Origin of the sequence: Cupriavidus consociatus, from assembly GCF_017814975.1 — a bacterium.
GTDB lineage: Bacteria > Pseudomonadota > Gammaproteobacteria > Burkholderiales > Burkholderiaceae > Cupriavidus > Cupriavidus consociatus.
Genome location: NZ_JAGIQA010000016.1, coordinates 72,273 through 93,039, shown reverse-complemented (window position 1 = coordinate 93,039; position 20,767 = coordinate 72,273). Strand labels below are relative to the sequence as shown.

Sequence of the window (20,767 nt, the reverse complement as noted above, 5' to 3'; positions counted from 1 at the left end):
ATGCGCGGTTGAAGACAACGACGCCGGGCCCAGTGCCCGGCCAGAACCGACACAACATGGACAAATTCCAGATCCAGGGCAACGGTCCGCTACGGGGCGAAGTCCGCGTTTCGGGCGCCAAGAATGCCGCGCTGCCGATCCTGTGCGCGGGCTTGCTCACGGCGGATACCGTCTCGCTGGATAACGTGCCCAACCTGCAGGATGTGCGCACCACGCTCAAGCTTCTGCGCCTGATGGGCATGCGCGCCGAGCAGGATGGCGCCACCGTCGCGCTCAACGGCGCCGACGTCAACTCGCTCGAGGCGCCGTACGAGCTGGTCAAGACCATGCGCGCCTCGATCCTGGTGCTGGGCCCGCTGGTGGCGCGCTTCGGCGAGGCCCGGGTCTCGCTGCCTGGCGGCTGCGGCATCGGCGCGCGGCCGGTCGACCAGCACATCAAGGGCCTGCAGGCGATGGGCGCCGAGATCAGTATCGAGCATGGCTTTATCCATGCCCGCGCCCCCCGCCTGAAGGGCGCGCGCGTGGTCACCGACATGATCACCGTGACCGGCACCGAGAACCTGCTGATGGCCGCCACGCTGGCCGACGGCGAGACCGTGCTGGAAAACGCCGCGCGCGAGCCCGAGGTCAGCGACCTGGCCCACCTGCTGGTCAAGATGGGCGCGAAAATCGACGGCATCGGCACCGACCGGCTGGTGGTGCAGGGCGTCGACAAGCTGCACGGCGCCCGCCACGGCGTGATTGCCGACCGCATCGAGGCCGGCACCTTCCTGTGCGCTGCGGCCGCGACGCTGGGCGAGCTCGTGCTGCGCGATGTGCGCCCGGACCTGCTCGACGCCGTGCTCGACAAGCTGCGCGAAGCCGGCGCCCGCATCGAGACGGGCGCCGACTGGATCCGCCTGGCGATGCCGCGCCGCGCGAAGGCGGTGAGCTTCCGCACCTCGGAATACCCGGCCTTCCCGACCGATATGCAGGCCCAGTTCATGGCGCTGAATGCCGTGGCCGAAGGCACCGCGCGCGTGACCGAGACCATCTTCGAGAACCGGTTCATGCACGTGCAGGAACTGAACCGCCTCGGCGCCGACATCGCCGTCGAAGGCAACACCGCGGTGGTGAGCGGCGTGCCGCGCCTGTCCGGCGCCAGCGTGATGGCCACCGACCTGCGCGCCTCCGCCAGCCTGGTCATCGCCGGCCTGGTCGCCGAGGGCGACACTGTGATCGACCGTATCTATCACCTGGACCGCGGCTACGACCGCATGGAAGACAAGCTGTCTGCAGTGGGCGCCAAGATCCGCCGCATTGCCTGAGCACGAGGACTGACGCCGATGAGCCCCACTTTCAATGCTTCGCCCAACCAGCTGACGCTGGCGCTGTCCAAGGGCCGCATCTTTACCGAAACGTTGCCGCTGCTCGAAGCCGCCGGCATCCAGGTGACCGAGGATCCCGAGACCTCGCGCAAGCTGATCCTGCCGACCTCGGACCCCGCCGTGCGCGTGGTGATCGTGCGCGCCTCGGACGTGCCGACCTACGTGCAGTACGGCGCCGCCGACTTCGGCGTGGCCGGCAAGGACGTGCTGATGGAACATGGCATGGCCGGCCTGTACGCGCCGATCGACCTCAACATCGCCCGCTGCCGTATGTCGGTGGCGGTGCCGGCCGGATTTGACTACGCCAGCGCGGTGCGCCAGGGCGCGCGCCTGGCGGTGGCCACCAAGTACGTGCAGACCGCGCGCGAGCACTTTGCGAAAAAGGGCGTTCACGTCGACCTGATCAAGCTGTACGGTTCGATGGAGCTGGGCCCGCTGGTGGGCCTGTCCGATGCCATCGTCGACCTGGTCAGCACCGGCAGCACGCTGCGCGCCAACAACCTGGTCGAAGTGGAAGAGATCGTGCAAATTTCGTCGCGGCTGGTGGTGAACCAGGCCGCGCTCAAACTCAAGCGCGAGCGGCTGGCGCCGATCCTCGATGCTTTCGAACGCGCTTCGGCGGCGCTGGTGTAAGGCCACATCGGGCCACACCAGGCCGGTGCCGACTGAGAAGGAAAAGAAGTCATGAACGCAACCGCATCCGAAATGGAAAACCTGCCGATCCGCCGGCTTGATTCCAGAGAGCCGGGTTTTGCCGAGGCGCTGCGCCAGGTACTGGCCTTCGAGGCCGGCGAGGACGAGGCCATCGACCGCGCGGCGGCACAGATCCTGGCAGACGTGAAGGCACGCGGCGACGCCGCGGTGCTGGAATACACCAAACGCTTCGATCGCATGGAAGCGCCGTCGATCGCGGCGCTGGAACTGTCGCAGGCCGAGCTCGAGGCCGCACTCGAAGACCTCGAGCCCAAGCGCCGCGCCGCGCTCGAAGCCGCCGCCGCGCGCGTGCGTGCCTACCACGAGAAGCAGAAGATCGAGTGCGGCAGCCACAGCTGGGAGTACACCGAGGCCGACGGCACCATGCTGGGCCAGAAGGTGACGCCGCTGGACCGCGTCGGCATCTACGTGCCGGGCGGCAAGGCCGCCTACCCGTCGTCGGTGCTGATGAACGCGATTCCGGCGCGCGTGGCCGGCGTGAAGGAAATCATCATGGTCGTGCCCACGCCCGGCGGCGTGCGCAACGAGCTGGTGCTGGCCGCCGCGCAGATCGCCGGCGTCGATCGCGTTTTCACCATCGGGGGCGCGCAGGCCGTGGGCGCGCTGGCCTATAGCACCGCGACGCTGCCGCAGGTCGACAAGATCGTCGGCCCGGGCAATGCCTACGTGGCCGCGGCCAAGCGCCGCGTGTTCGGCACCGTCGGCATCGACATGATTGCAGGGCCGTCCGAGATCCTCGTGATCTGCGACGGCACCACGGATCCCGACTGGGTGGCGATGGACCTGTTCTCGCAGGCCGAGCACGACGAACTGGCGCAGTCCATCCTGCTGTGCCCGGACGCCGAATATATCGCCCGCGTCGAAGCCAGCATCCAGCGCCAGCTGCCGACCATGCCGCGCCGCGACGTGATCGCCGCGTCGATCTCAGGCCGTGGCGCGCTGGTCAAGGTGCGCGACATGGAAGAAGCCTGCGAGATCGCCAACGCGATCGCGCCGGAGCATCTGGAAATCTCCGCCGAGAACCCGCGCCAGTGGAGCGAGAAGATCCGCCACGCCGGCGCCATCTTCCTCGGCCGCTATACCAGCGAGTCGCTGGGCGACTACTGCGCCGGGCCCAACCACGTGCTGCCGACCTCGCGCACCGCACGCTTCTCGTCGCCGCTGGGCGTCTATGACTTCCTGAAGCGCTCGAGCCTGATCGAGGTCAGCGAGGGCGGGGCGCAGATGCTCGGCCAGATCGCCGCCGAGCTGGCATATGGCGAAGGCCTGCAGGCCCACGCCCGCAGCGCGGAATACCGTTTCAAGCGCAGTTGAATTACTGAACCAACGCAGTCAAACCTGGAGTTTCCATGTCAGCCGTAGAGCCCTCCCTGATCGAACGCATCATCCGTGACGACGTGCGCGCCATGGGCGCCTACCACGTGCCGGATTCGCACGGTCTGGTCAAGCTCGACGCGATGGAGAACCCGTACCGCCTGCCGCAGGAGCTACGCCAGCAACTGGCCGCGCGACTGGGCGAGGTGGCGCTGAACCGCTACCCGGTGCCCAGCAGCGAAGCGCTGCGCGCCCGGCTGAAGGATGTGATGCAGGTGCCCGCCGGCATGGACGTGCTGCTGGGCAACGGCTCGGACGAGATCATCAGCATGCTGGCGCTGGCCGCGGCCAAGCCGGGCGCCAAGGTGATGGCGCCGGTGCCGGGCTTTGTCATGTATGCGATGTCGGCGCAGTTTGCCGGCCTCGAGTTCGTCGGCGTGCCGCTGCGCGCCGACTTCACGCTCGACCGCGATGCCATGCTGGCGGCAATGTCCGAGCACCAGCCCGCCATTGTTTACCTGGCCTATCCGAACAATCCCACCGGCAATCTGTTCGACGCGGCTGACATGGAGGCCATCCTCCGCGCCGCGCAAGGCGATGTCTGCAACAGCCTGGTGGTGGTCGACGAGGCCTACCAGCCCTTCGCGCAGCAAAGCTGGATGCCGCGCTTGACGGACTTCGGCAACCTGTTGGTGATGCGCACCGTGTCCAAGCTCGGCCTGGCCGGCATCCGCCTGGGCTACCTGGCCGGCGCGCCGGAGTGGCTGACACAGATCGACAAGGTGCGTCCGCCGTACAACGTCAACGTGCTGACCGAGGCGGCGGCGCTGTTCGCGCTGGAGCATGTGTCGGTGCTGGATGAACAGGCGGCGCAGCTGCGCGCCGAGCGCACTCGCGTGGCCGACGGCATGGCCGCGCATGCTGGCGTCACGGTGTTCCCCAGCGCCGCCAACTTCCTGCTGGCGCGCGTGCCGGATGCCGCACAGACCTTCGACCGCCTGCTGGCGCGGAAGGTGTTGATCAAGAACGTGAGTAAAATGCACCCGTTGCTGGCCAATTGTCTGCGCGTCACAGTCAGCACGCCCGAAGAAAACGCGCAGTTCCTTGAGGCATTCGCAGCGTCGCTGCAGGATTAACAACATGCGTGTTGCAGAGGTCACCCGCAATACTTCGGAAACGCAAATCCGCGTTTCCCTGAATCTCGACGGCACCGGCCGCCAGAAGCTGGCGTCGGGCGTGCCGTTCCTCGACCACATGCTCGACCAGATCGCCCGGCATGGCATGTTCGATCTGGAGGTCGAAGCCACCGGCGACACGCATATCGACGACCACCATACGGTGGAAGACGTCGGCATCACGCTGGGACAGGCCGTCGCCAGGGCCATTGGCGACAAGAAGGGCATCACCCGCTACGGCCACAGCTACGTGCCGCTGGACGAATGCCTGTCGCGCGTGGTGATCGATTTCTCCGGACGCCCCGGCCTGGAGTTCCACGTGCCGTTCACGCGTGCGCGCGTGGGCAGCTTCGATGTCGACCTGACCATCGAGTTCTTCCGCGGCTTCGTCAACCATGCCGGGGTGACCCTGCATATCGACAACCTGCGCGGCATCAATGCCCACCATCAGTGCGAAACCGTGTTCAAGGCCTTTGGCCGGGCACTGCGCATGGCGGTTGAGCTGGATCGGCGCGCGGCCAACACGATCCCGTCGACCAAGGGTACGCTCTGAGCTTCCTTAACCCGTAGGCGTGCCGGCTGGTTGCGGCGCCCGCCCACCTTTGCAGACTGAATACGGCCAGCAATGCTGGCAACCCGCAACCGATGGATACGCTCAAGTCGTTTATTTCGCTGCTGGCGCTGATCAACCCGATCGGGGCGATCCCGTTCTTCATCAGCCTGACCAGCCAGCAGACTGAAGCGGAAAAGCTGCGTACCATCAAGATCGCGTCGATCTCGGTGGCGATCGTGGTGGCGGTGTCGGCGTTGCTGGGGCAGCAGATCATCGAGTTCTTCAATATCTCGGTGGCATCGCTGCAGGTGGGTGGCGGTCTGATCATGATCATGATGGCCATGAACATGCTGAACGCGCAGACCAGCCGTACCAAGGCCACGCCGGAAGAAGAGGATGAGGCCGAGGTAAAGTCCAGCATCGCGGTGGTGCCGCTTGCGCTGCCGCTGCTGACCGGGCCGGGCTCGATCAGCACGGTGATCGTCTATGCCGGCAAGACCCAGCACTGGTACCAGTTGCTGATCCTGGTGGGCATCGGCGCGCTGCTGGGCTCGGTGGTGTACCTGGTGTTCCGCGCGGCCGACCCGATCGCCCGGGTCATCGGCCGCACCGGCATCAATATCGGCACGCGCCTGATGGGGCTGATCCTGTCGGCGCTGGCCGTTGAATTCATTGTGGACGGGCTGAAGACATTGTTGCCTGTTTTGAAATCATGACTACCATAGCAATTGTGGATTACGGCATGGGCAACCTGCGCTCGGTGGCGCAGGCGCTGCGTGCCGCGGCACCGGAAGCGGATGTGCGGCTGGTGGATGCCCCTGAAGGCATCCGCAGCGCGGATCGCGTGGTGCTGCCCGGCCAGGGCGCGATGCCGGACTGCATGTCGGCGCTGGGCGCCTCGGGCCTGCAGGAAGCGGTGGTCGAGGCCGCCGGCAGCAAGCCGATGCTGGGTGTGTGCGTCGGCGAACAGATGCTGTTCGAGTTCAGTACCGAAAGTCGTGCTGGTGCGGACCGCACACCGGCGCTGGGCCTGATGCCCGGCCAGGTGGTGCGTTTTGCACTGGAAGGCATGACGCAGCCCGACGGCTCGCGTTTCAAAGTGCCGCAGATGGGCTGGAACCGGGTGCGCCAGGCGAAGCCGCACCCGCTGTGGGCCGGGATTCCCGACGACAGCTGGTTCTATTTCGTCCATAGCTACTATGTGCAGGCGCAGGATCCGGCCCATATCGCCGGCGAAACGGAGTATGGAGTCGTGTTTACCAGCGCGGTAGCCCGCGATAATATTTTCGCGACGCAGTTCCACCCCGAGAAGAGCGCGGCCGTGGGCCTGCAGCTGTACCGGAACTTCGTCCACTGGAATCCATAAGGCGCAGCGGACACCCCGAATCGCTTGTTTGACGATTGTTCGACCGAGAACCAGACAGACCCGTCACCGGACCCTTCACGCAACCCGTCAAGCGACCAGTTCCCGATCGAATATCGACCCCGACCTGACCGGCCCCGCCGGTCTCGCTCAACCTCACTTACTCAACCACGCTCGTCACGCATATGTTGCTCATTCCGGCCATCGACCTGAAGGACGGTCAGTGTGTACGCCTCAAACAAGGCGACATGGACCAGGCCACCGTCTTTTCCGAAGATCCCGCCGCCATGGCACGCCACTGGGTGGAGCAGGGCGCGCGGCGCCTGCACCTGGTGGACCTGAACGGCGCGTTCGTGGGCAAGCCCCGCAACGAGGCGGCCATCAAGGCCATCATCGCCGAGGTCGGCGATGAGATCCCGGTGCAACTGGGAGGCGGCATCCGCGACCTGAACACCATCGAACGCTGGCTGGACGACGGCTTGTCGTACGTCATCATCGGCACCGCGGCGGTGAAGAACCCCGGCTTCCTGAAGGACGCCTGCTCGGCCTTCGGCGGACACATCATCGTCGGCCTCGATGCCAAGGACGGCAAGGTTGCCACCGATGGCTGGAGCAAGCTGACCGGGCATGAAGTGGCGGACCTGGCGCGCAAGTACGAAGACTACGGTGTCGAAGCCATCATCTATACCGATATCGGCCGCGACGGCATGCTGCAGGGGATCAATATCGACGCCACCGTCAAGCTGGCGCAGTCGATGTCGATCCCGGTGATCGCCAGCGGCGGCCTGTCCAACCTGGCGGACATCGACAACCTGTGCGCGGTCGAAGGCGAGGGTGTGGAAGGCGTCATCTGCGGCCGCGCGATCTACTCCGGTGACCTGAACTTTGCCGATGCGCAGGCCCGTGCCGACAAGCTTCGAGACGGCCAATAAGGCCCACGCGAGCCCAACGCAAGCCAACGCGCCCGCGGGCGCAGCCGCTGTCGCACCGGTGCCTTGCCGGCGCGGCGGCGGACAAGGACTCTCATGCTAGCCAAACGTATCATCCCCTGCCTGGACGTGACCAACGGGCGGGTGGTCAAGGGCGTCAATTTCGTCGAGCTCCGCGATGCGGGCGATCCCGTGGAGATCGCGCGCCGCTATGACGAGCAGGGCGCCGACGAAATCACATTCCTCGACATCACCGCCACCAGCGACGGGCGCGACCTGATGCTGCACATCATCGAGGACGTCGCCTCGCAGGTTTTCATCCCGCTCACGGTCGGTGGTGGCGTGCGCACGGTCGAAGACGTGCGGCGCCTGCTCAATGCCGGCGCGGACAAGATCAGCGTCAATTCGTCGGCCATCGCCAATCCGCAGTTGGTGTCCGATGCCACGGCCAAGTATGGTTCGCAGTGCATCGTGGTGGCCATCGACGCCAAGCGCAGTTCGGCGCCGGGCGAGCCGTCGCGCTGGGAAGTCTTCACCCACGGCGGGCGCAAGGCGACCGGCCTGGACGCGGTCGAGTGGGCCCGGGAGATGGCAGCGCGCGGCGCCGGCGAGATCCTGCTGACCAGCATGGACCGCGACGGCACCAAGAGCGGGTTCGACCTGGAACTGACCCGCGCCGTCAGCGACGCGGTGCCGGTGCCGGTGATCGCCTCGGGTGGCGTCGGCGGGCTGCAGGACCTCGCCGACGGCATCACCAAGGGCCGCGCCGACGCGGTGCTGGCCGCCAGCATCTTCCACTACGGCCAGCATACCGTGGGCGAAGCCAAGGCATTCATGGCCCGCGAGGGCATTCCCGTGCGGATCTGATCATGGCAAAGAAGTGGCTCAACAAGGTCAAGTGGGACGATAACGGGCTGGTGCCGGTGATCGTGCAGGAAGTGGGTTCGAACGACGTGCTGATGTTCGCGTTCATGAACCGCGACGCGCTGCAGCGCACGGTGGAACTGGGCGAGGCCGTGTTCTGGTCGCGTTCGCGCAAGCGCCTGTGGCACAAGGGCGAAGAGTCCGGCCATGTGCAGAAGGTGCATGAGATCCGCCTCGACTGCGACGAGGACGTGGTGCTGCTCAAGGTCACGCAGGTCGACAGCATCGCCTGCCATACCGGGCGCCATTCCTGCTTCTTCCAGAAATTCGAGGGCGATGCGGAAGCGGGCGACTGGCAGACCGTCGAACCCGTGCTGAAGGACCCTGCACAGATCTATACCAAGCCATGAGCGATACCCAACCGAGCAGCAGCGATGTGCTGGCACGCGTGGCCGAAGTGCTCGAATCGCGCAAGCCAGTCAATGGCGGCGATCCCGCCAGATCCTATGTTGCCAAGCTGTACAGCAAGGGCGACGACGCCATCCTGAAGAAGATCGGCGAGGAAGCCACCGAGACCGTGATGGCGGCCAAGGACGCACGCGCTGCCGGCCACAGCGGCAGCGAGGCCGGCAAGCTGGTCTATGAGGTGGCGGACCTGTGGTTCCACACCCTGGTGTTGCTGGCAAACTTCGGGCTGGGCCCCGACGACGTGGTCAACGAACTGGCACGGCGCGAAGGGCTTTCCGGCCTGGAAGAAAAAGCCCGGCGCAAGGAAGAGGGCTGACCGGCTGACCAGTCGCTGTGCTGGCCAGTCTCCCGCCTGCCGTGAGGCAGGCCATCGCAGAACAAGGGCAAACATGGCGAACGACTACACCGCGCAGGTTACCGGTCCCAGCGGCGAACAGCAGAGCAGCCTGCGCAAGCTGCTGCATATCCTGTACGCGCTGTACGCGATCTTCTGGCTGACCGGCGGCATTACGGCGCTGATCGCCATCGTCATCGACTACGTCAAGCGCGATGACGCGCGCGGTTCGCTGTATGCCTCGCACTTCGCCTGGCAGATCCGCTCGTTCTGGTGGTCAGTGGCTTGGGCGGTGCTGGGCGGCGTGCTGTTCGCCACCGTGGTGCTGATGCCGCTGGCTTTCGCGGTCTGGGGCGTGCTGTCGCTGTGGATGCTGTATCGTATCGTCAAGGGCTGGCTGTACCTCAACGACAGCAAGCCGATGTACCCGGATCAGCAGTTCTGATTCCGGAGGACCCGAGACCCCAGGGTGCAGGGTTCGCCGCAATGAAATTTTCATGAACGCTCAGGATAATTGCATTTTCTGCAAGATCGTGGCCGGCCAGATACCGTCGCGCAAGGTGTACGAAGACGACGACATGGTGGCCTTCCACGATATCCATCCCAAGGCCCCGGTACACTTGCTGGTCATCCCCAAGTCGCATGTCGACTCGCTGGCCGATTGCGGCGCCGGCGAAGGGGAGGTGCTTGCTAGAATGATGCTGAAGGTGCCTGAACTGGCGCGCGCGGCAGGCTGTGGCAACGGTTTCCGGACGGTGATCAATACCGGGCCGGACGGCGGTCAGGAAATCTACCACCTGCACCTGCATGTGCTCGGTGGGCCGCGCCACCAGTGGAAGGGACCGCTGCCCTGACCGGGCGGCCTTGGCATGGGAGCGCCCGCGGCGGCAACGCCGGGGCAAATGCTGCGCCGGCAACCGTCGCCCGGCGCGGCCATAACGGGACGGAACAACGGGTCCGGGCGACTATGACTACGCCCGAGGCTTCACCAGGAGCAAGAGATGGGTTCGTTTAGCATTTGGCACTGGCTGATCGTGCTGGTGATCGTCATGCTTGTGTTCGGCACCAAGAAACTGCGCAATATCGGCCAGGACCTGGGCGGCGCAGTCAAGGGTTTCAAGGATGGCATGAAGGACGGCGAAGACAAGGAAAAGTCGGCCGAGGCCGCCCAGTCCAAGGAACTGCGCGACTCCACCACCATCGACGTCGAGGCCAAGGAAAAGTCGCGCCAGCAGCAGTAAGCCGTCGGTGCGCCATCCCCTTCCCGCGATCGTGGCTGCCTGTGCGCAGCCCCGCGTCTCCGCTGTCTTCCGCATGATGTCCGCATGATTGATCTCGGCATTTCCAAGCTGGCGCTGATCGGTGCCGTGGCACTGATCGTGATCGGTCCTGAGCGGCTGCCCAAGGTCGCCCGCACCGTTGGCGCCCTGGTCGGCCGCGCGCAACGCTATATCAATGACGTCAAGGCCGAGGTCAGCCGCGAAGTCGAGCTGGAAGAATTGCGCAAGATGCGCTCCGAATTCGAGGAAGCGGCGCGCGACGTCGAGCGCACGATCCACAAGGAAGTCAGCGAGCAGACTCAGGCGCTGAACGAAGCGCTCGGCGGCACCGAAGCGAACAACGGGGGCGTCAGCGCCAGCGGAGACAGCTTCGTGCCCAGCTGGGACGCGGCGCACAAGGCGCACAACGGCCGCAAGAGTTGGCGCGTGAAGCAAGGCGCGCGGCCGCTGTGGTTCAAGCGCCAGCACAATGTCCGGGTCTGGGTGCAGTCGGGCGCCGCGCGCGTGAAGCGCCACCGCCCGGCCAGCCGGCCGTCCCGTTCCTTTTTCGAGTGAGCACGTTGCACGGCGACGGGTTGCCGGCCCATGCCAGGGCTGCCGCTGCCATCGCCATGCTCATCCAATTGCGCCGCGGCGAGCGGCATCATCGATCCACCTTGCCAGCCTGCGCGGCTGAGCGGTCCACGCCATGAGCGACACCCGGTCCCCAGATCCCCAAGACCCGCAAGACGAGTCGCAGCAGGAAACCTTCATTTCCCACCTGATCGAGTTGCGCCAGCGCCTGGTCAAGGCGGTGGGCGGGATCATCCTGGTCTTCGTTTGCCTGGTCTACTGGGCGCCGGTCATCTTCAACCTGTTTGCGGCGCCGCTGATGCAGTCGCTGCCCAAGGGCGGCAAGATGATCGTGACCGATGTCACCGGCTCGTTCTTCGTGCCGATGAAGGTCACGTTGCTGGTGGCGTTCCTGATCGCGCTGCCGTGGGTGCTCTACCAGGTCTGGCAGTTCGTCGCGCCCGGGCTATATCAGCATGAGAAGCGGCTGATCCTGCCGCTGGTATCGAGCAGTTACATCCTGTTCCTGTGCGGCGTGGCGTTTGCGTACTTCCTGGTGTTCCCGACGGTGTTCCACTTCATGGCGCATTACAACGCGCCGCTGGGTGCGGACATGTCAACCGATATCGACAAGTACCTCAGCTTTGCCATGACCACCTTCCTTGCCTTCGGCATCACCTTCGAGGTGCCGGTGGTGGTGATCGTGCTCGTTCGATTCGGCGTGGTCGAGCTGGAAAAGCTCAAGCAGATTCGCCCCTATGTGATCGTCGGGGCTTTTATCATTGCCGCCATCGTGACGCCGCCGGATGTGCTGTCGCAGTTGCTGCTGGCTGTGCCGCTTGTGCTGCTCTATGAACTCGGGCTGATCATGGCGCGCTTCGTCGGCCGTCCGGCCGCACAAGCCGAGACTTCAGGGGAAACACAGACGGACTAATGCCGCTGAGGTAGTACTCCGAGTCTTAGACCTCAGTTTTGCACCAAAACGGGGATTTTTTCGCCCACCCGTGTTGTTCGATCACAACAAAAACCGTTGGTAAGCTTGGTTTACGCCGAAAAAGCCTTCTGAGGGCCGGGGGGGCTGGCACATAATACGCAGCAGACGTGAATGTAAATACGTCGCCCAAGCACTTGGGCAACCAAGATTTCCCAATCAGTTGACAAGGAAAGTGTCGATATGAAGATGAAACTGTTTGCTGCTGCCGTCGCCGCTCTGGCCGCTGGTGGCGCGTATGCCCAATCGAGCGTGACCCTGTACGGCGTGGCTGACGTCGGCCTCGAGTACAACACCAATGCTAACGCCGCTGGCGACGACCTGTTCCGTATGGCGTCGGGCAACCAGTCCGGTTCGCGCTGGGGCCTGCGTGGCGTTGAAGACCTGGGCGGCGGTCTGAAGGGCGTGTTCGTGCTGGAAAGCGGTTTCGACCTCGACAACGGCACCTCGGCACAAGGCGGCCGTCTGTTCGGTCGTCAAGCCTACGTCGGTGTGCAGAGCCAGTACGGTTCGCTGCTGCTGGGCCGTCAACAGACCTCGTTCTATGACTTCGGTCTGATCTATGACCCGATGGCCATCTCGTCGCGTTACGGCATTCTGGCGCAAGACTCCCAGTTCGCTGCGCGCGCTGACAACACCGTCAAGTACATCGGCACGTTCGGTGGCCTGACCGCTAACGCCTTCTACAGCTTCAACAACAACGGCCAGGAAACCGCTGGTGCGTTCCGCCGCGGCCAACAGTACGGCGCGCTGCTGAACTACGCAGCCGGCCCGTTCTCGGTTGGTGCTGCCTATGACGAAATCCACGGCACCTCGACCGGCACGGGCGCTGCTCTGGTTGACCAGAGCGGTCAGCGCACCCGCCGTGCTACCGTTGGCGCTAACTACGCCTTCGGTCCGGCCAAGGTCTACGCTGGCTATCGCTGGGCCAAGGCTTTCGACGGCGCTGCACTGACGGGCGGCACGACGGTTGACAACGGTGTTGTCACCACGTCGACCTCGTCGAACCTGTACTGGCTGGGTCTGGGCTACCAGCTGACCCCGGCGTTCTCGCTGTCGGGCGCTGCTTACTACCAGGACTTCCGCAAGAGCGACGCGGATCCGTGGCAGTTCGTGATCACGGCCGACTACGCGCTGTCGAAGCGTACCGACGTGTACACCTCGCTGTCGTACGCTCTGAACGACAAGGGCTCGGCCCTGGGCGTGAACGGCTTCAACACCGCCACGACCACCAACGTTCAGCCGAACAAGGATCAGTTCGGTGCTGTGGTTGGTCTGCGCCACAAGTTCTAATCTGATGCGGGCGTAAGCTCGCTTGAGATTGGCTTGCAGAAGGCCGGCGTCCGCAAGGATGCCGGCCTTTTGTCTTGTCTGGCGTCCCGAGACGGGGCCGGCGTTGCCGACGAAGCCGAGTGAAGCGCGGAGGGCCGTCTGTGCGCATTGCGACGTGTAGTGTTGCGCAGGCAGGCTCGCAGGGAAAGGTACGGTTGGCTTTTGGCACTCAGCACTCAGCACTCAGCACTCAGCACTCAGCACTCAGCACTCAGCACTCAGCACTCAGCACTCAGCACTCAGCCCTTGGCCCTTGGCATTGCACCTGGCACCTAGCACGACCACCGACCACCGACCACCGACCACCGACCACCGACCACCTGCTGGCGACTGACCAACCGGCTCCGGCTGGATGAGCATCCGTTGGCTCGACCGCGGTGATCGGGAAAATGCATGGCCCCGATATGGGCTTTAGGGACGAGCGGACGGACAGCGGCGCCACTCGGCACTGGGCAAGCCTATATGGGCCAGAGCCCAACAAAAAAACCCCGCCATCGCTGGCGGGGTTTTGCATGCAGGGCCGGGGATGACTCGGCCTCACTCCTCCTCATCGAACGGCAGCGCCCGGCGTGGCGGTGGCGGCCGCTTGCCGATCGTTACCGTCAGTTCGGTAGGCTTGCCCCGTCGGATGACCGTCATCTTGATATCGACACCTGGCTTGAGCTGGGCGATGGCATTCAGCAGCGCAGTCGTGTCGGTGATCGACGAGCCATCCACCTTGGCTAGCACATCACCCGGCTTCACGCCGGCCTTGTCGGCCGGCCCCCCCTGGACCACGGCGGCGATCAGTGCGCCTTCCTTGGCATCGAGGCCGAACGATTCGGCGATTTCCGGCGTCATGTCCTGCGGCTCGACGCCGATCCAGCCACGCGTGACGCTGCCGGTAGAAATAATCGACTCCATCACTTGCTTGGCCGTCGATACCGGGATCGCAAATCCAATCCCGAGCGAGCCGCCCGAACGCGAGTAGATCGCCGTGTTGATGCCCAGCAGGTTGCCCTGCGCATCAACGAGCGCACCGCCCGAGTTGCCCGGGTTGATTGCCGCGTCGGTCTGGATGAAGTTTTCGAAGGTGTTGATGCCGAGATGGCTGCGCCCCAGCGCCGACACGATGCCCATCGTTACGGTCTGGCCCACGCCGAACGGATTGCCGATCGCCAGCACCACGTCGCCCACCTTGACGTTCTCCAGCCGGCCCAGCGTGATCGCGGGCAGGTCCTTCAGCGTCACTTTCAGCACGGCCAGGTCGGTCTCGGGGTCGGAACCGACGACCTTGGCGTTGGCTTTCCGGCCATCGGTCAGCGCAATCTCGATCTCGTCGGCGCCATCCACCACGTGGTGGTTGGTTAGAATGTAACCCTCGGCACTGACAATCACGCCTGATCCCAGGCTCGACACCGGTTCCTGCCGTTCCGGCAGGCGGTCGCCAAAGAAGAAGCGGAACCACGGATCCTCGGCCTGCGGGTTGGGCGAGCGCTTGTTGCCGTTCTTGCTGGTAAAGATATTCACCACCGCCGGCATGGCGGACTGTGCGGCTTCACTGTAAGACCCTTCGGCGGCAGGGCCGGACACGTTAGGCACGACTTCCTTGAGCGCCACGATCGGCGACCCGGACTGGACAGCGACGCGCCCCCTCTGGAGCCAATCAGGCTTGAGCGTTGCCACGACGAACCAGACCGCCAGCACGACGGTGACAGCCTGGGCAAAGAACAGCCAAAAGCGCCGCAACATATTGGAGTTTTGAGCAGAAAATGAAAACAAAAGAGCTTGAATTGTACTTGAACGACCTGATGGAGGTTTCCCGTTACAAGGACTATTGTCCCAACGGGCTGCAAGTGCAAGGTCGCCCGGAGATCACTCACATCGTCACCGGCGTCACGGCGAGCCTGGCACTGGTCGAGGCCGCGGCCGAAGCCGGCGCCGATGCCATCCTGGTCCATCACGGTTACTTCTGGAAAAATGAAGATGCGCGTGTAGTCGGGCAGAAGCACGCACGTTTGAAGCGGCTGCTTGGCGCCGACATCAACCTGTTCGCCTTTCACCTGCCGCTGGACAACCATCCGGAATTCGGCAACAACGCCCAGCTCGGGCTGCAACTCGGCTTCACGCCGACCGGGCGTTTCAGCGAGGACCAGCTCGGCTGGACCGGCACCTTGCCCGCGCCGATGCCGTTGTCCGCGCTGGCGGCACACGTCGGCGGCGTGCTTGGGCGCGAGCCCCTGGCAATTGGAGAGCCGGAGCAGATGATCCGCACGATCGGCTGGTGCACTGGTGGGGCGCAAGGCTATTTCGACGCGGCAGTGGCCGCGGGCGTCGATGCCTATCTCAGCGGCGAGGTCTCGGAGCAGACCACGCACCTCGCGCGCGAGAGCGGCGTGGCGTACCTGGCCGCCGGCCATCACGCCACCGAGCGCTATGGCATTCGCTCACTGGGCGAACATGTGGCGCAACGCTTCGGATTGCGGCACACATTCATCGATATTCCCAATCCAGTCTGACGCAAAACAATACGGCCCCATCGGGGCCGTTTTATCGTTCTGGATTCAGCGCGTCTTGAGGGCGTCGCGGATCTCGCGCAGCAGCACCACTTCTTCAGGCGGTGCGGCCGGGGGCGGGGGCGGTTCCTTCTCGCGCATCTTGTTGAACGCGCGCACCATCATGAAGATGATGAAGGCCAGGATAATAAAGTTGACAACGATAGTCAGGAAATTGCCGTAGGCAAATACGGGCACACCAGCCTTCTTCAATGCATCCAGCGTCAATGGCGTTCCAGGCGGTGGGTCGGCCAGCGTGACAAACATATTAGAGAAGTCCAGCTTGCCGACAATGCGGCCCACTACCGGCATGATCAGGTCATTGACCACGGAATCCACAATTTTTCCGAATGCAGCGCCGATGATCACACCGACAGCGAGGTCGATGACGTTGCCGCGCATTGCGAAGGTCCTGAATTCCGAGATCATGCCCATGGGGGGTTCTCCTTCTTGTTGCTAGCGATGAACGGTATCAAGCTATCAGCCTGCCGCATCACTGCCCGGAAAGCAAGTCTGGTGGCCGATTTCCGGCATGCATGTCCGATTATCGAGCATAGACAAGGCAATTTGCGCCTATCTAGTGCGCAGATGTCTAAGGTACACTTTATGGTTGACGCAAAATCTAAATTGACTTCCCCTGGGGTTTGGAATGAGTGACCAGCAAGACGTGAAGAGCGTGGATAAAGGTCGCCGCAATTGGTTGATCGCGACATCCGTCGCCGGCGGCGTCGGAGGCGTAGCGGTAGCGGTTCCTTTCGTCAGTACCTTTGCACCATCGGAGAAAGCCAAGGCCGCAGGTGCGCCAGTCGAAGCAGATATCGGTGCGCTGAAGCCGGGCGAGATGATGACTGTCGAATGGCGTGGCAAGCCGGTCTGGATCATGAAGCGGACGGAGGAACAGCTGGCATCGCTGAAGAAGACGGACGGCGAAGTGGCCGATCCGAATTCCGAGATCCCGTTCACCATGCAGACGCCGGACTACTGCAAGAACGAAACCCGCTCGCGCGCAGAACACAAGGACGTCCTGGTCGTGGTCGGAATCTGTTCCCACCTTGGCTGCTCGCCTTCCGGCCCCTTCGCTTCCGGTGCCAATCCCCAACTCGGCGCCGATCCCGGTTTCCTTTGCCCTTGCCACGGCTCCACGTTCGACCTGGCCGGGCGCGTCTTCAAGAACAAGCCGGCTCCGCAAAATCTCGATGTTCCCCCCTACCAATTCCTGACTGACACCAAGATCGTGATCGGCAAGGATGAGAAAGGAGAAGCCTGATCATGGCGGCCGAAAAACAAGTCAAGACGACCGGCCTGATGGGCTGGATCGACGCCCGCTTCCCGGCAACGCAACTGTGGGAAGACCACCTGTCCCGCTACTACGCGCCGAAGAACTTCAACTTCTGGTACTTCTTCGGTTCGCTCGCGCTGCTGGTGCTGGTGATCCAGATCGTCACGGGCATTTTCCTGGTGATGAACTACAAGCCGGATGGCACGCTCAATGCCGCCGGCATTCCCGTGGCCTTTGCCAGCGTGGAATACATCATGCGCGAAGTCCCGTGGGGCTGGCTGGTGCGCTACATGCATTCGACCGGCGCCTCGGCCTTCTTTGTCGTGGTCTACCTGCATATGTTCCGCGGGCTGCTGTACGGTTCGTACCGCAAGCCGCGTGAACTGGTCTGGATCTTCGGCTGCCTGATTTTCCTGTGCCTGATGGCGGAAGCCTTCATGGGCTACCTGCTGCCGTGGGGCCAGATGTCGTACTGGGGCGCGCAGGTGATCGTGAACCTGTTCTCGGCGATTCCGGTGATCGGCCAGGACCTGTCGCTGTTTATCCGCGGCGACTACGTCGTGAGCGATGCCACGCTGAACCGCTTCTTCTCGTTCCACGTCATCGCGGTGCCGCTGGTGCTGCTGGCACTGGTCATTGCACACATCATCGCGCTGCATGAAGTGGGCTCGAACAACCCGGATGGCGTCGAGATCAAGGCCAAGAAGGACGAGAACGGCGTGCCGCTGGATGGCATTCCCTTCCACCCGTACTACTCGGTGCACGACACGCTAGGCGTTGCCGGCTTCCTGGTCATCTTCTCGGCGGTGATCTTCTTCTTCCCGGAAGTGGGCGGCTATTTCCTGGAGCACAACAACTTCTTCCCGGCTGACCCGCTGAAGACGCCGCCGCATATCGCGCCGGTCTGGTACTTCACGCCGTTCTACTCGATGCTGCGTGCCACCACGTCGAACTTCCTGCCGATCCTGTGGGTGTTCTTCGCGCTGCTGCTCGGCATGGTGTTCCTGCGCAGCAAGGACGCACGCGTCAAGGTCGGTGCGATTGCCATCGCCGTGCTCCTGGCTGTGGGCTTCTACTTCATCGACGCCAAGTTCTGGGGCGTGCTGGTGATGGGCGGGTCGGTCGTGATCCTGTTCTTCCTGCCGTGGCTGGACTGCTCGCCGGTCAAGTCCATCCGCTATCGTCCCGCTTTCCACAAGACCATCCTGATCGTCTTTGTGGTGGTGTTCCTGGTGCTCGGCTACCTCGGCGTGCAACCGCCGTCGCCGGTCGGCGAGAAGGTGTCGCAGCTTGGTACGCTGCTGTACTTCGCCTTCTTCCTGACCATGCCGCTGTGGAGCCGTGCCGGCGAGTTCAAGCCGGTGCCCGAGCGTGTCACGTTCCATCCGCACTGAGCGACGCGACCCCGACAAGAGCACAAGGACACAAGATGAAAAAGCTGCTTTCGATCATCGCGCTGGCCGGCGCCTGTTTTGCCGGCGCGCCTGCCATGGCTTCAGAGGGAGGCTTCCCGCTGGAGCCGGCACCGGTGAACACTGCCGACCTGTCGTCGCTGCAGCGCGGCGCCAAGCTGTTCGTCAACTACTGCCTGAACTGCCATGGCGCATCGATGATGCGCTACAACCGGCTCAAGGACATTGGCCTCACTGACGACCAGATCCGCCAGAACCTGCTGTTCACCGCGGACAAGGTCGGCGAAACCATGACCATCGCCATGCAGCCGAAGGAAGCCAAGGCCTTCTTCGGCGCACAGCCGCCGGATCTGTCGGTGATTGCGCGTGCCCGCGGCGACGACTGGCTCTATACCTACCTGCGCACCTTCTACCGTGACGACAGCCGCGCCACCGGCTGGAACAACCTGGTGTTCCCGAGCGTCGGCATGCCGCACGTGCTGTGGGAGCTGCAGGGCCAGCGCGCCGCCAAGTTCACGGAAGTGGAAGAGCATGGCGAGAAGGTCCACAAGTTCGCCGGCTTCGAGCAACTGAGCCAGGGCAAGATGAGCAAGGTCGAATATGACCAGGCCACAGCCGACCTGGTCGGCTTCCTGGACTGGATGGCCGAGCCCGCGCAGAACCACCGCAAGCGCCTGGGCGTGTGGGTGCTGCTGTTCCTGGGCATTTTCACTGTTTTCGCATGGCGCCTGAACGCGGCCTACTGGAAGGATGTGAAGTAGCTGGTGGCAGCCCGGAGGCGGGCAGCCACCCCGAAGGCCAGACGCGGAGGTTGCGAAAGCAGCATCGCTCTGGCCTTTTTCATTGGGCCGGGTGACGAAATATGCCCTGATAAGTGGATCAAATGCCACTTATTTGCTTTTAGGTGTCCGCTTTTGGCAGAATGGCAGACCTTACCGTCCGACCCAGCTCCGGCTAAGCCCAAGGAATCCAACCATGATGGTGTTGTATTCGGGTACGACTTGCCCGTTTTCCCAACGTTGCCGCCTTGTCCTGTTCGAAAAGGGCATGGATTTTGAAATCCGCGACGTCGACCTGTTCAACAAGCCCGAAGATATTTCGGTGATGAACCCCTACGGCCAGGTGCCCATCCTGGTCGAGCGCGATCTCATCCTGTATGAGTCGAACATCATCAACGAATACATCGACGAGCGCTTCCCGCACCCGCAGCTGATGCCGGCCGACCCGGTCCAGCGCGCCCGCGCCCGACTGTTCCTCTTCAACTTCGAAAAGGAACTGTTCACGCACGTGTACACGCTCGAGAACGAAAAGGGCAAGGCCGCGGAGAAGAACCACGAACGCGCCCGTGCCGCGATCCGCGACCGTTTGACGCAGCTCGCGCCGATCTTCGTCAAGAACAAGTACATGCTGGGCGAAGAGTTCTCGATGCTCGACGTCGCCATCGCGCCGCTGCTGTGGCGCCTGGACCACTACGGCATCGAACTGTCGAAAAACGCTGCGCCGCTGCTGAAGTATGCTGAACGCATTTTCAGCCGTCCCGCGTACATCGAAGCGCTCACCCCCTCCGAGAAGGTGATGCGCCGCTAATCGGCACCGGCCCGAAGGCATCCCGCCCTCGGGCTACACGGCGCCACTGGAAGCACAATGCCTGAAACCTCCACCAAGCCTTACCTGATCCGCGCCATCTATGAGTGGTGCACGGATAACGGCTTCACGCCGTACGTCGCCGTGTTCGTCGATGCCAACACCAACGTGCCGCGCGAGTTCGTGAAGAACAACGAGATCGTGCTCAACGTGAGCTTCGATGCCACCAGCGGCCTGGATATGGGCAACGAGTGGATCACCTTCAGCGCACGCTTCGGCGGTGTCTCGCGCAAGATCGACGTCCCCGTCGAGAACGTGCTGGCCATCTACGCCCGCGAAAACGGGCAGGGCATGGCCTTCCCGGTCGAGCGCAGCCTGCCGGAGACGCAAGCTGCCACCGAACGCGAAAACAACCCGCCGCCCAAGCTGGCACCGGTGGAAGCCGAAACGCCGGCCACCACTGCCGACTCCGGCCCGGGCGACGATGAAACGCCGCCCCCGGTACCGCGCATCGGCGGCAAGAAGCCAGCGTTGAAGGTGGTGAAGTAAGCCATCCCAAAGTGGGCCGCGATGCAGTAGAATCGCGGTCTGCACCAGACATGCCGGCTTAGCTCATCAGGTAGAGCAGTTGATTTGTAATCATCAGGTGGCGGGTTCGAGTCCTGCAGCCGGCACCAGGAATACAAATGGCCTCCCGATTCGGGAGGCCATTTTCATTTGGG

The 20,767-nt window shown here is 63.6% G+C and carries 25 protein-coding genes and 1 tRNA gene; 24 read left to right on the top strand and 2 right to left on the bottom strand.

Features of this window, described 5'->3' with window-relative positions:
• Nucleotides 1-56: 56 nt before the first annotated feature.
• The 17 genes from murA to J8I82_RS21860 all read left to right on the top strand — a co-directional run bounded on the left by murA (nucleotide 57) and on the right by J8I82_RS21860 (nucleotide 13,197).
• Nucleotides 57-1,307 (top strand): UDP-N-acetylglucosamine 1-carboxyvinyltransferase, encoded by a 1,251-nt coding sequence (murA, locus tag J8I82_RS21940; protein ID WP_209761016.1) that lies wholly within the window; start codon nucleotides 57-59, stop codon nucleotides 1,305-1,307.
• An 18-nt stretch (nucleotides 1,308-1,325) separates the two neighbouring features.
• Complete coding sequence (gene hisG / locus J8I82_RS21935) at nucleotides 1,326-2,000, top strand: ATP phosphoribosyltransferase (RefSeq protein WP_029047631.1); 675 nt, start codon at nucleotides 1,326-1,328, stop codon at nucleotides 1,998-2,000.
• Nucleotides 2,001-2,051: 51 nt separating this feature from the next.
• On the top strand, nucleotides 2,052-3,395 hold the full coding sequence (gene hisD, locus J8I82_RS21930) for a histidinol dehydrogenase (protein ID WP_209761015.1): 1,344 nt from the start codon (nucleotides 2,052-2,054) through the stop codon (nucleotides 3,393-3,395).
• A gap of 35 nt (nucleotides 3,396-3,430) precedes the next feature.
• Complete coding sequence (gene hisC / locus J8I82_RS21925; RefSeq protein ID WP_209761014.1) at nucleotides 3,431-4,531, top strand: histidinol-phosphate transaminase; 1,101 nt, start codon at nucleotides 3,431-3,433, stop codon at nucleotides 4,529-4,531.
• Between the two features lie 4 nt (nucleotides 4,532-4,535).
• A complete protein-coding gene (hisB, locus tag J8I82_RS21920) occupies nucleotides 4,536-5,123 on the top strand; it encodes an imidazoleglycerol-phosphate dehydratase HisB (protein ID WP_209761013.1) in 588 nt (195 codons plus the stop codon).
• Nucleotides 5,124-5,215: 92 nt separating this feature from the next.
• Nucleotides 5,216-5,839: a YchE family NAAT transporter gene (locus tag J8I82_RS21915; protein ID WP_018004934.1), complete on the top strand. Its 624-nt coding sequence runs from the start codon at nucleotides 5,216-5,218 to the stop codon at nucleotides 5,837-5,839.
• Nucleotides 5,836-6,489: an imidazole glycerol phosphate synthase subunit HisH gene (gene hisH, locus J8I82_RS21910; RefSeq protein ID WP_209761012.1), complete on the top strand. Its 654-nt coding sequence runs from the start codon at nucleotides 5,836-5,838 to the stop codon at nucleotides 6,487-6,489. Before J8I82_RS21915 ends, hisH begins: the two co-directional genes overlap by 4 nt.
• A gap of 182 nt (nucleotides 6,490-6,671) precedes the next feature.
• Complete coding sequence (hisA, locus tag J8I82_RS21905) at nucleotides 6,672-7,418, top strand: 1-(5-phosphoribosyl)-5-[(5-phosphoribosylamino)methylideneamino]imidazole-4-carboxamide isomerase (protein ID WP_029047635.1); 747 nt, start codon at nucleotides 6,672-6,674, stop codon at nucleotides 7,416-7,418.
• Nucleotides 7,419-7,511: 93 nt separating this feature from the next.
• Complete coding sequence (hisF, locus tag J8I82_RS21900) at nucleotides 7,512-8,282, top strand: imidazole glycerol phosphate synthase subunit HisF (RefSeq protein WP_063241228.1); 771 nt, start codon at nucleotides 7,512-7,514, stop codon at nucleotides 8,280-8,282.
• Between the two features lie 2 nt (nucleotides 8,283-8,284).
• Nucleotides 8,285-8,689 (top strand): phosphoribosyl-AMP cyclohydrolase, encoded by a 405-nt coding sequence (hisI, locus tag J8I82_RS21895; protein ID WP_063241227.1) that lies wholly within the window; start codon nucleotides 8,285-8,287, stop codon nucleotides 8,687-8,689.
• Nucleotides 8,686-9,063 (top strand): phosphoribosyl-ATP diphosphatase, encoded by a 378-nt coding sequence (locus J8I82_RS21890; RefSeq protein ID WP_209761011.1) that lies wholly within the window; start codon nucleotides 8,686-8,688, stop codon nucleotides 9,061-9,063. Before hisI ends, J8I82_RS21890 begins: the two co-directional genes overlap by 4 nt.
• Before the next feature lie 73 nt (nucleotides 9,064-9,136).
• Nucleotides 9,137-9,526 (top strand): DUF4870 family protein, encoded by a 390-nt coding sequence (locus tag J8I82_RS21885; protein WP_209761010.1) that lies wholly within the window; start codon nucleotides 9,137-9,139, stop codon nucleotides 9,524-9,526.
• A 52-nt stretch (nucleotides 9,527-9,578) separates the two neighbouring features.
• Nucleotides 9,579-9,935 (top strand): histidine triad nucleotide-binding protein, encoded by a 357-nt coding sequence (locus tag J8I82_RS21880; RefSeq protein WP_209761009.1) that lies wholly within the window; start codon nucleotides 9,579-9,581, stop codon nucleotides 9,933-9,935.
• A 147-nt stretch (nucleotides 9,936-10,082) separates the two neighbouring features.
• The gene (gene tatA, locus J8I82_RS21875) at nucleotides 10,083-10,322 is read left to right on the top strand and encodes a Sec-independent protein translocase subunit TatA (RefSeq protein ID WP_209761008.1); all 240 of its coding nucleotides are present in this window, start codon (nucleotides 10,083-10,085) and stop codon (nucleotides 10,320-10,322) included.
• A gap of 84 nt (nucleotides 10,323-10,406) precedes the next feature.
• Nucleotides 10,407-10,916: a Sec-independent protein translocase protein TatB gene (gene tatB / locus J8I82_RS21870; protein ID WP_209761007.1), complete on the top strand. Its 510-nt coding sequence runs from the start codon at nucleotides 10,407-10,409 to the stop codon at nucleotides 10,914-10,916.
• A gap of 133 nt (nucleotides 10,917-11,049) precedes the next feature.
• Entirely contained in the window at nucleotides 11,050-11,847 is a 798-nt protein-coding gene (gene tatC, locus J8I82_RS21865; protein ID WP_209761006.1) for a twin-arginine translocase subunit TatC, read from the top strand.
• 240 nt (nucleotides 11,848-12,087) lie between these two features.
• Complete coding sequence (locus tag J8I82_RS21860; protein ID WP_209761005.1) at nucleotides 12,088-13,197, top strand: porin; 1,110 nt, start codon at nucleotides 12,088-12,090, stop codon at nucleotides 13,195-13,197.
• 576 nt (nucleotides 13,198-13,773) lie between these two features.
• Here J8I82_RS21860 and J8I82_RS21855 read toward each other — a convergent pair.
• Nucleotides 13,774-14,967, bottom strand: coding sequence for a Do family serine endopeptidase (locus J8I82_RS21855; RefSeq protein WP_209761004.1), 1,194 nt, complete (start codon nucleotides 14,965-14,967; stop codon nucleotides 13,774-13,776).
• Between the two features lie 20 nt (nucleotides 14,968-14,987).
• On the opposite strand from J8I82_RS21855, the gene J8I82_RS21850 reads away from it, so the two are divergent.
• Nucleotides 14,988-15,734, top strand: a complete 747-nt coding sequence (locus tag J8I82_RS21850) for a Nif3-like dinuclear metal center hexameric protein (RefSeq protein ID WP_209761003.1) — start codon at nucleotides 14,988-14,990, stop codon at nucleotides 15,732-15,734.
• Between the two features lie 45 nt (nucleotides 15,735-15,779).
• Here J8I82_RS21850 and mscL read toward each other — a convergent pair whose 3' ends face one another.
• Nucleotides 15,780-16,205: a large conductance mechanosensitive channel protein MscL gene (mscL, locus tag J8I82_RS21845; protein ID WP_245179998.1), complete on the bottom strand. Its 426-nt coding sequence runs from the start codon at nucleotides 16,203-16,205 to the stop codon at nucleotides 15,780-15,782.
• 214 nt (nucleotides 16,206-16,419) lie between these two features.
• Between mscL and petA the strand changes: the two genes are divergently transcribed.
• From petA to J8I82_RS21815, 6 genes are all read left to right on the top strand, one after another.
• Nucleotides 16,420-17,037: a ubiquinol-cytochrome c reductase iron-sulfur subunit gene (gene petA / locus J8I82_RS21840; protein WP_133093477.1), complete on the top strand. Its 618-nt coding sequence runs from the start codon at nucleotides 16,420-16,422 to the stop codon at nucleotides 17,035-17,037.
• 2 nt (nucleotides 17,038-17,039) lie between these two features.
• Nucleotides 17,040-18,443 carry a cytochrome b gene (locus J8I82_RS21835; RefSeq protein ID WP_209761002.1) on the top strand — a complete coding sequence of 468 codons (1,404 nt, stop codon included), beginning with the start codon at nucleotides 17,040-17,042 and terminating at the stop codon, nucleotides 18,441-18,443.
• A 35-nt stretch (nucleotides 18,444-18,478) separates the two neighbouring features.
• Complete coding sequence (locus tag J8I82_RS21830) at nucleotides 18,479-19,222, top strand: cytochrome c1 (RefSeq protein WP_133093479.1); 744 nt, start codon at nucleotides 18,479-18,481, stop codon at nucleotides 19,220-19,222.
• 214 nt (nucleotides 19,223-19,436) lie between these two features.
• Nucleotides 19,437-20,048, top strand: coding sequence for a glutathione S-transferase N-terminal domain-containing protein (locus J8I82_RS21825; RefSeq protein ID WP_010812311.1), 612 nt, complete (start codon nucleotides 19,437-19,439; stop codon nucleotides 20,046-20,048).
• Between the two features lie 57 nt (nucleotides 20,049-20,105).
• The gene (locus J8I82_RS21820) at nucleotides 20,106-20,594 is read left to right on the top strand and encodes a ClpXP protease specificity-enhancing factor (protein ID WP_029047651.1); all 489 of its coding nucleotides are present in this window, start codon (nucleotides 20,106-20,108) and stop codon (nucleotides 20,592-20,594) included.
• A 52-nt stretch (nucleotides 20,595-20,646) separates the two neighbouring features.
• Nucleotides 20,647-20,722, top strand: a tRNA-Thr gene (locus J8I82_RS21815).
• Nucleotides 20,723-20,767: the final 45 nt, after the last annotated feature.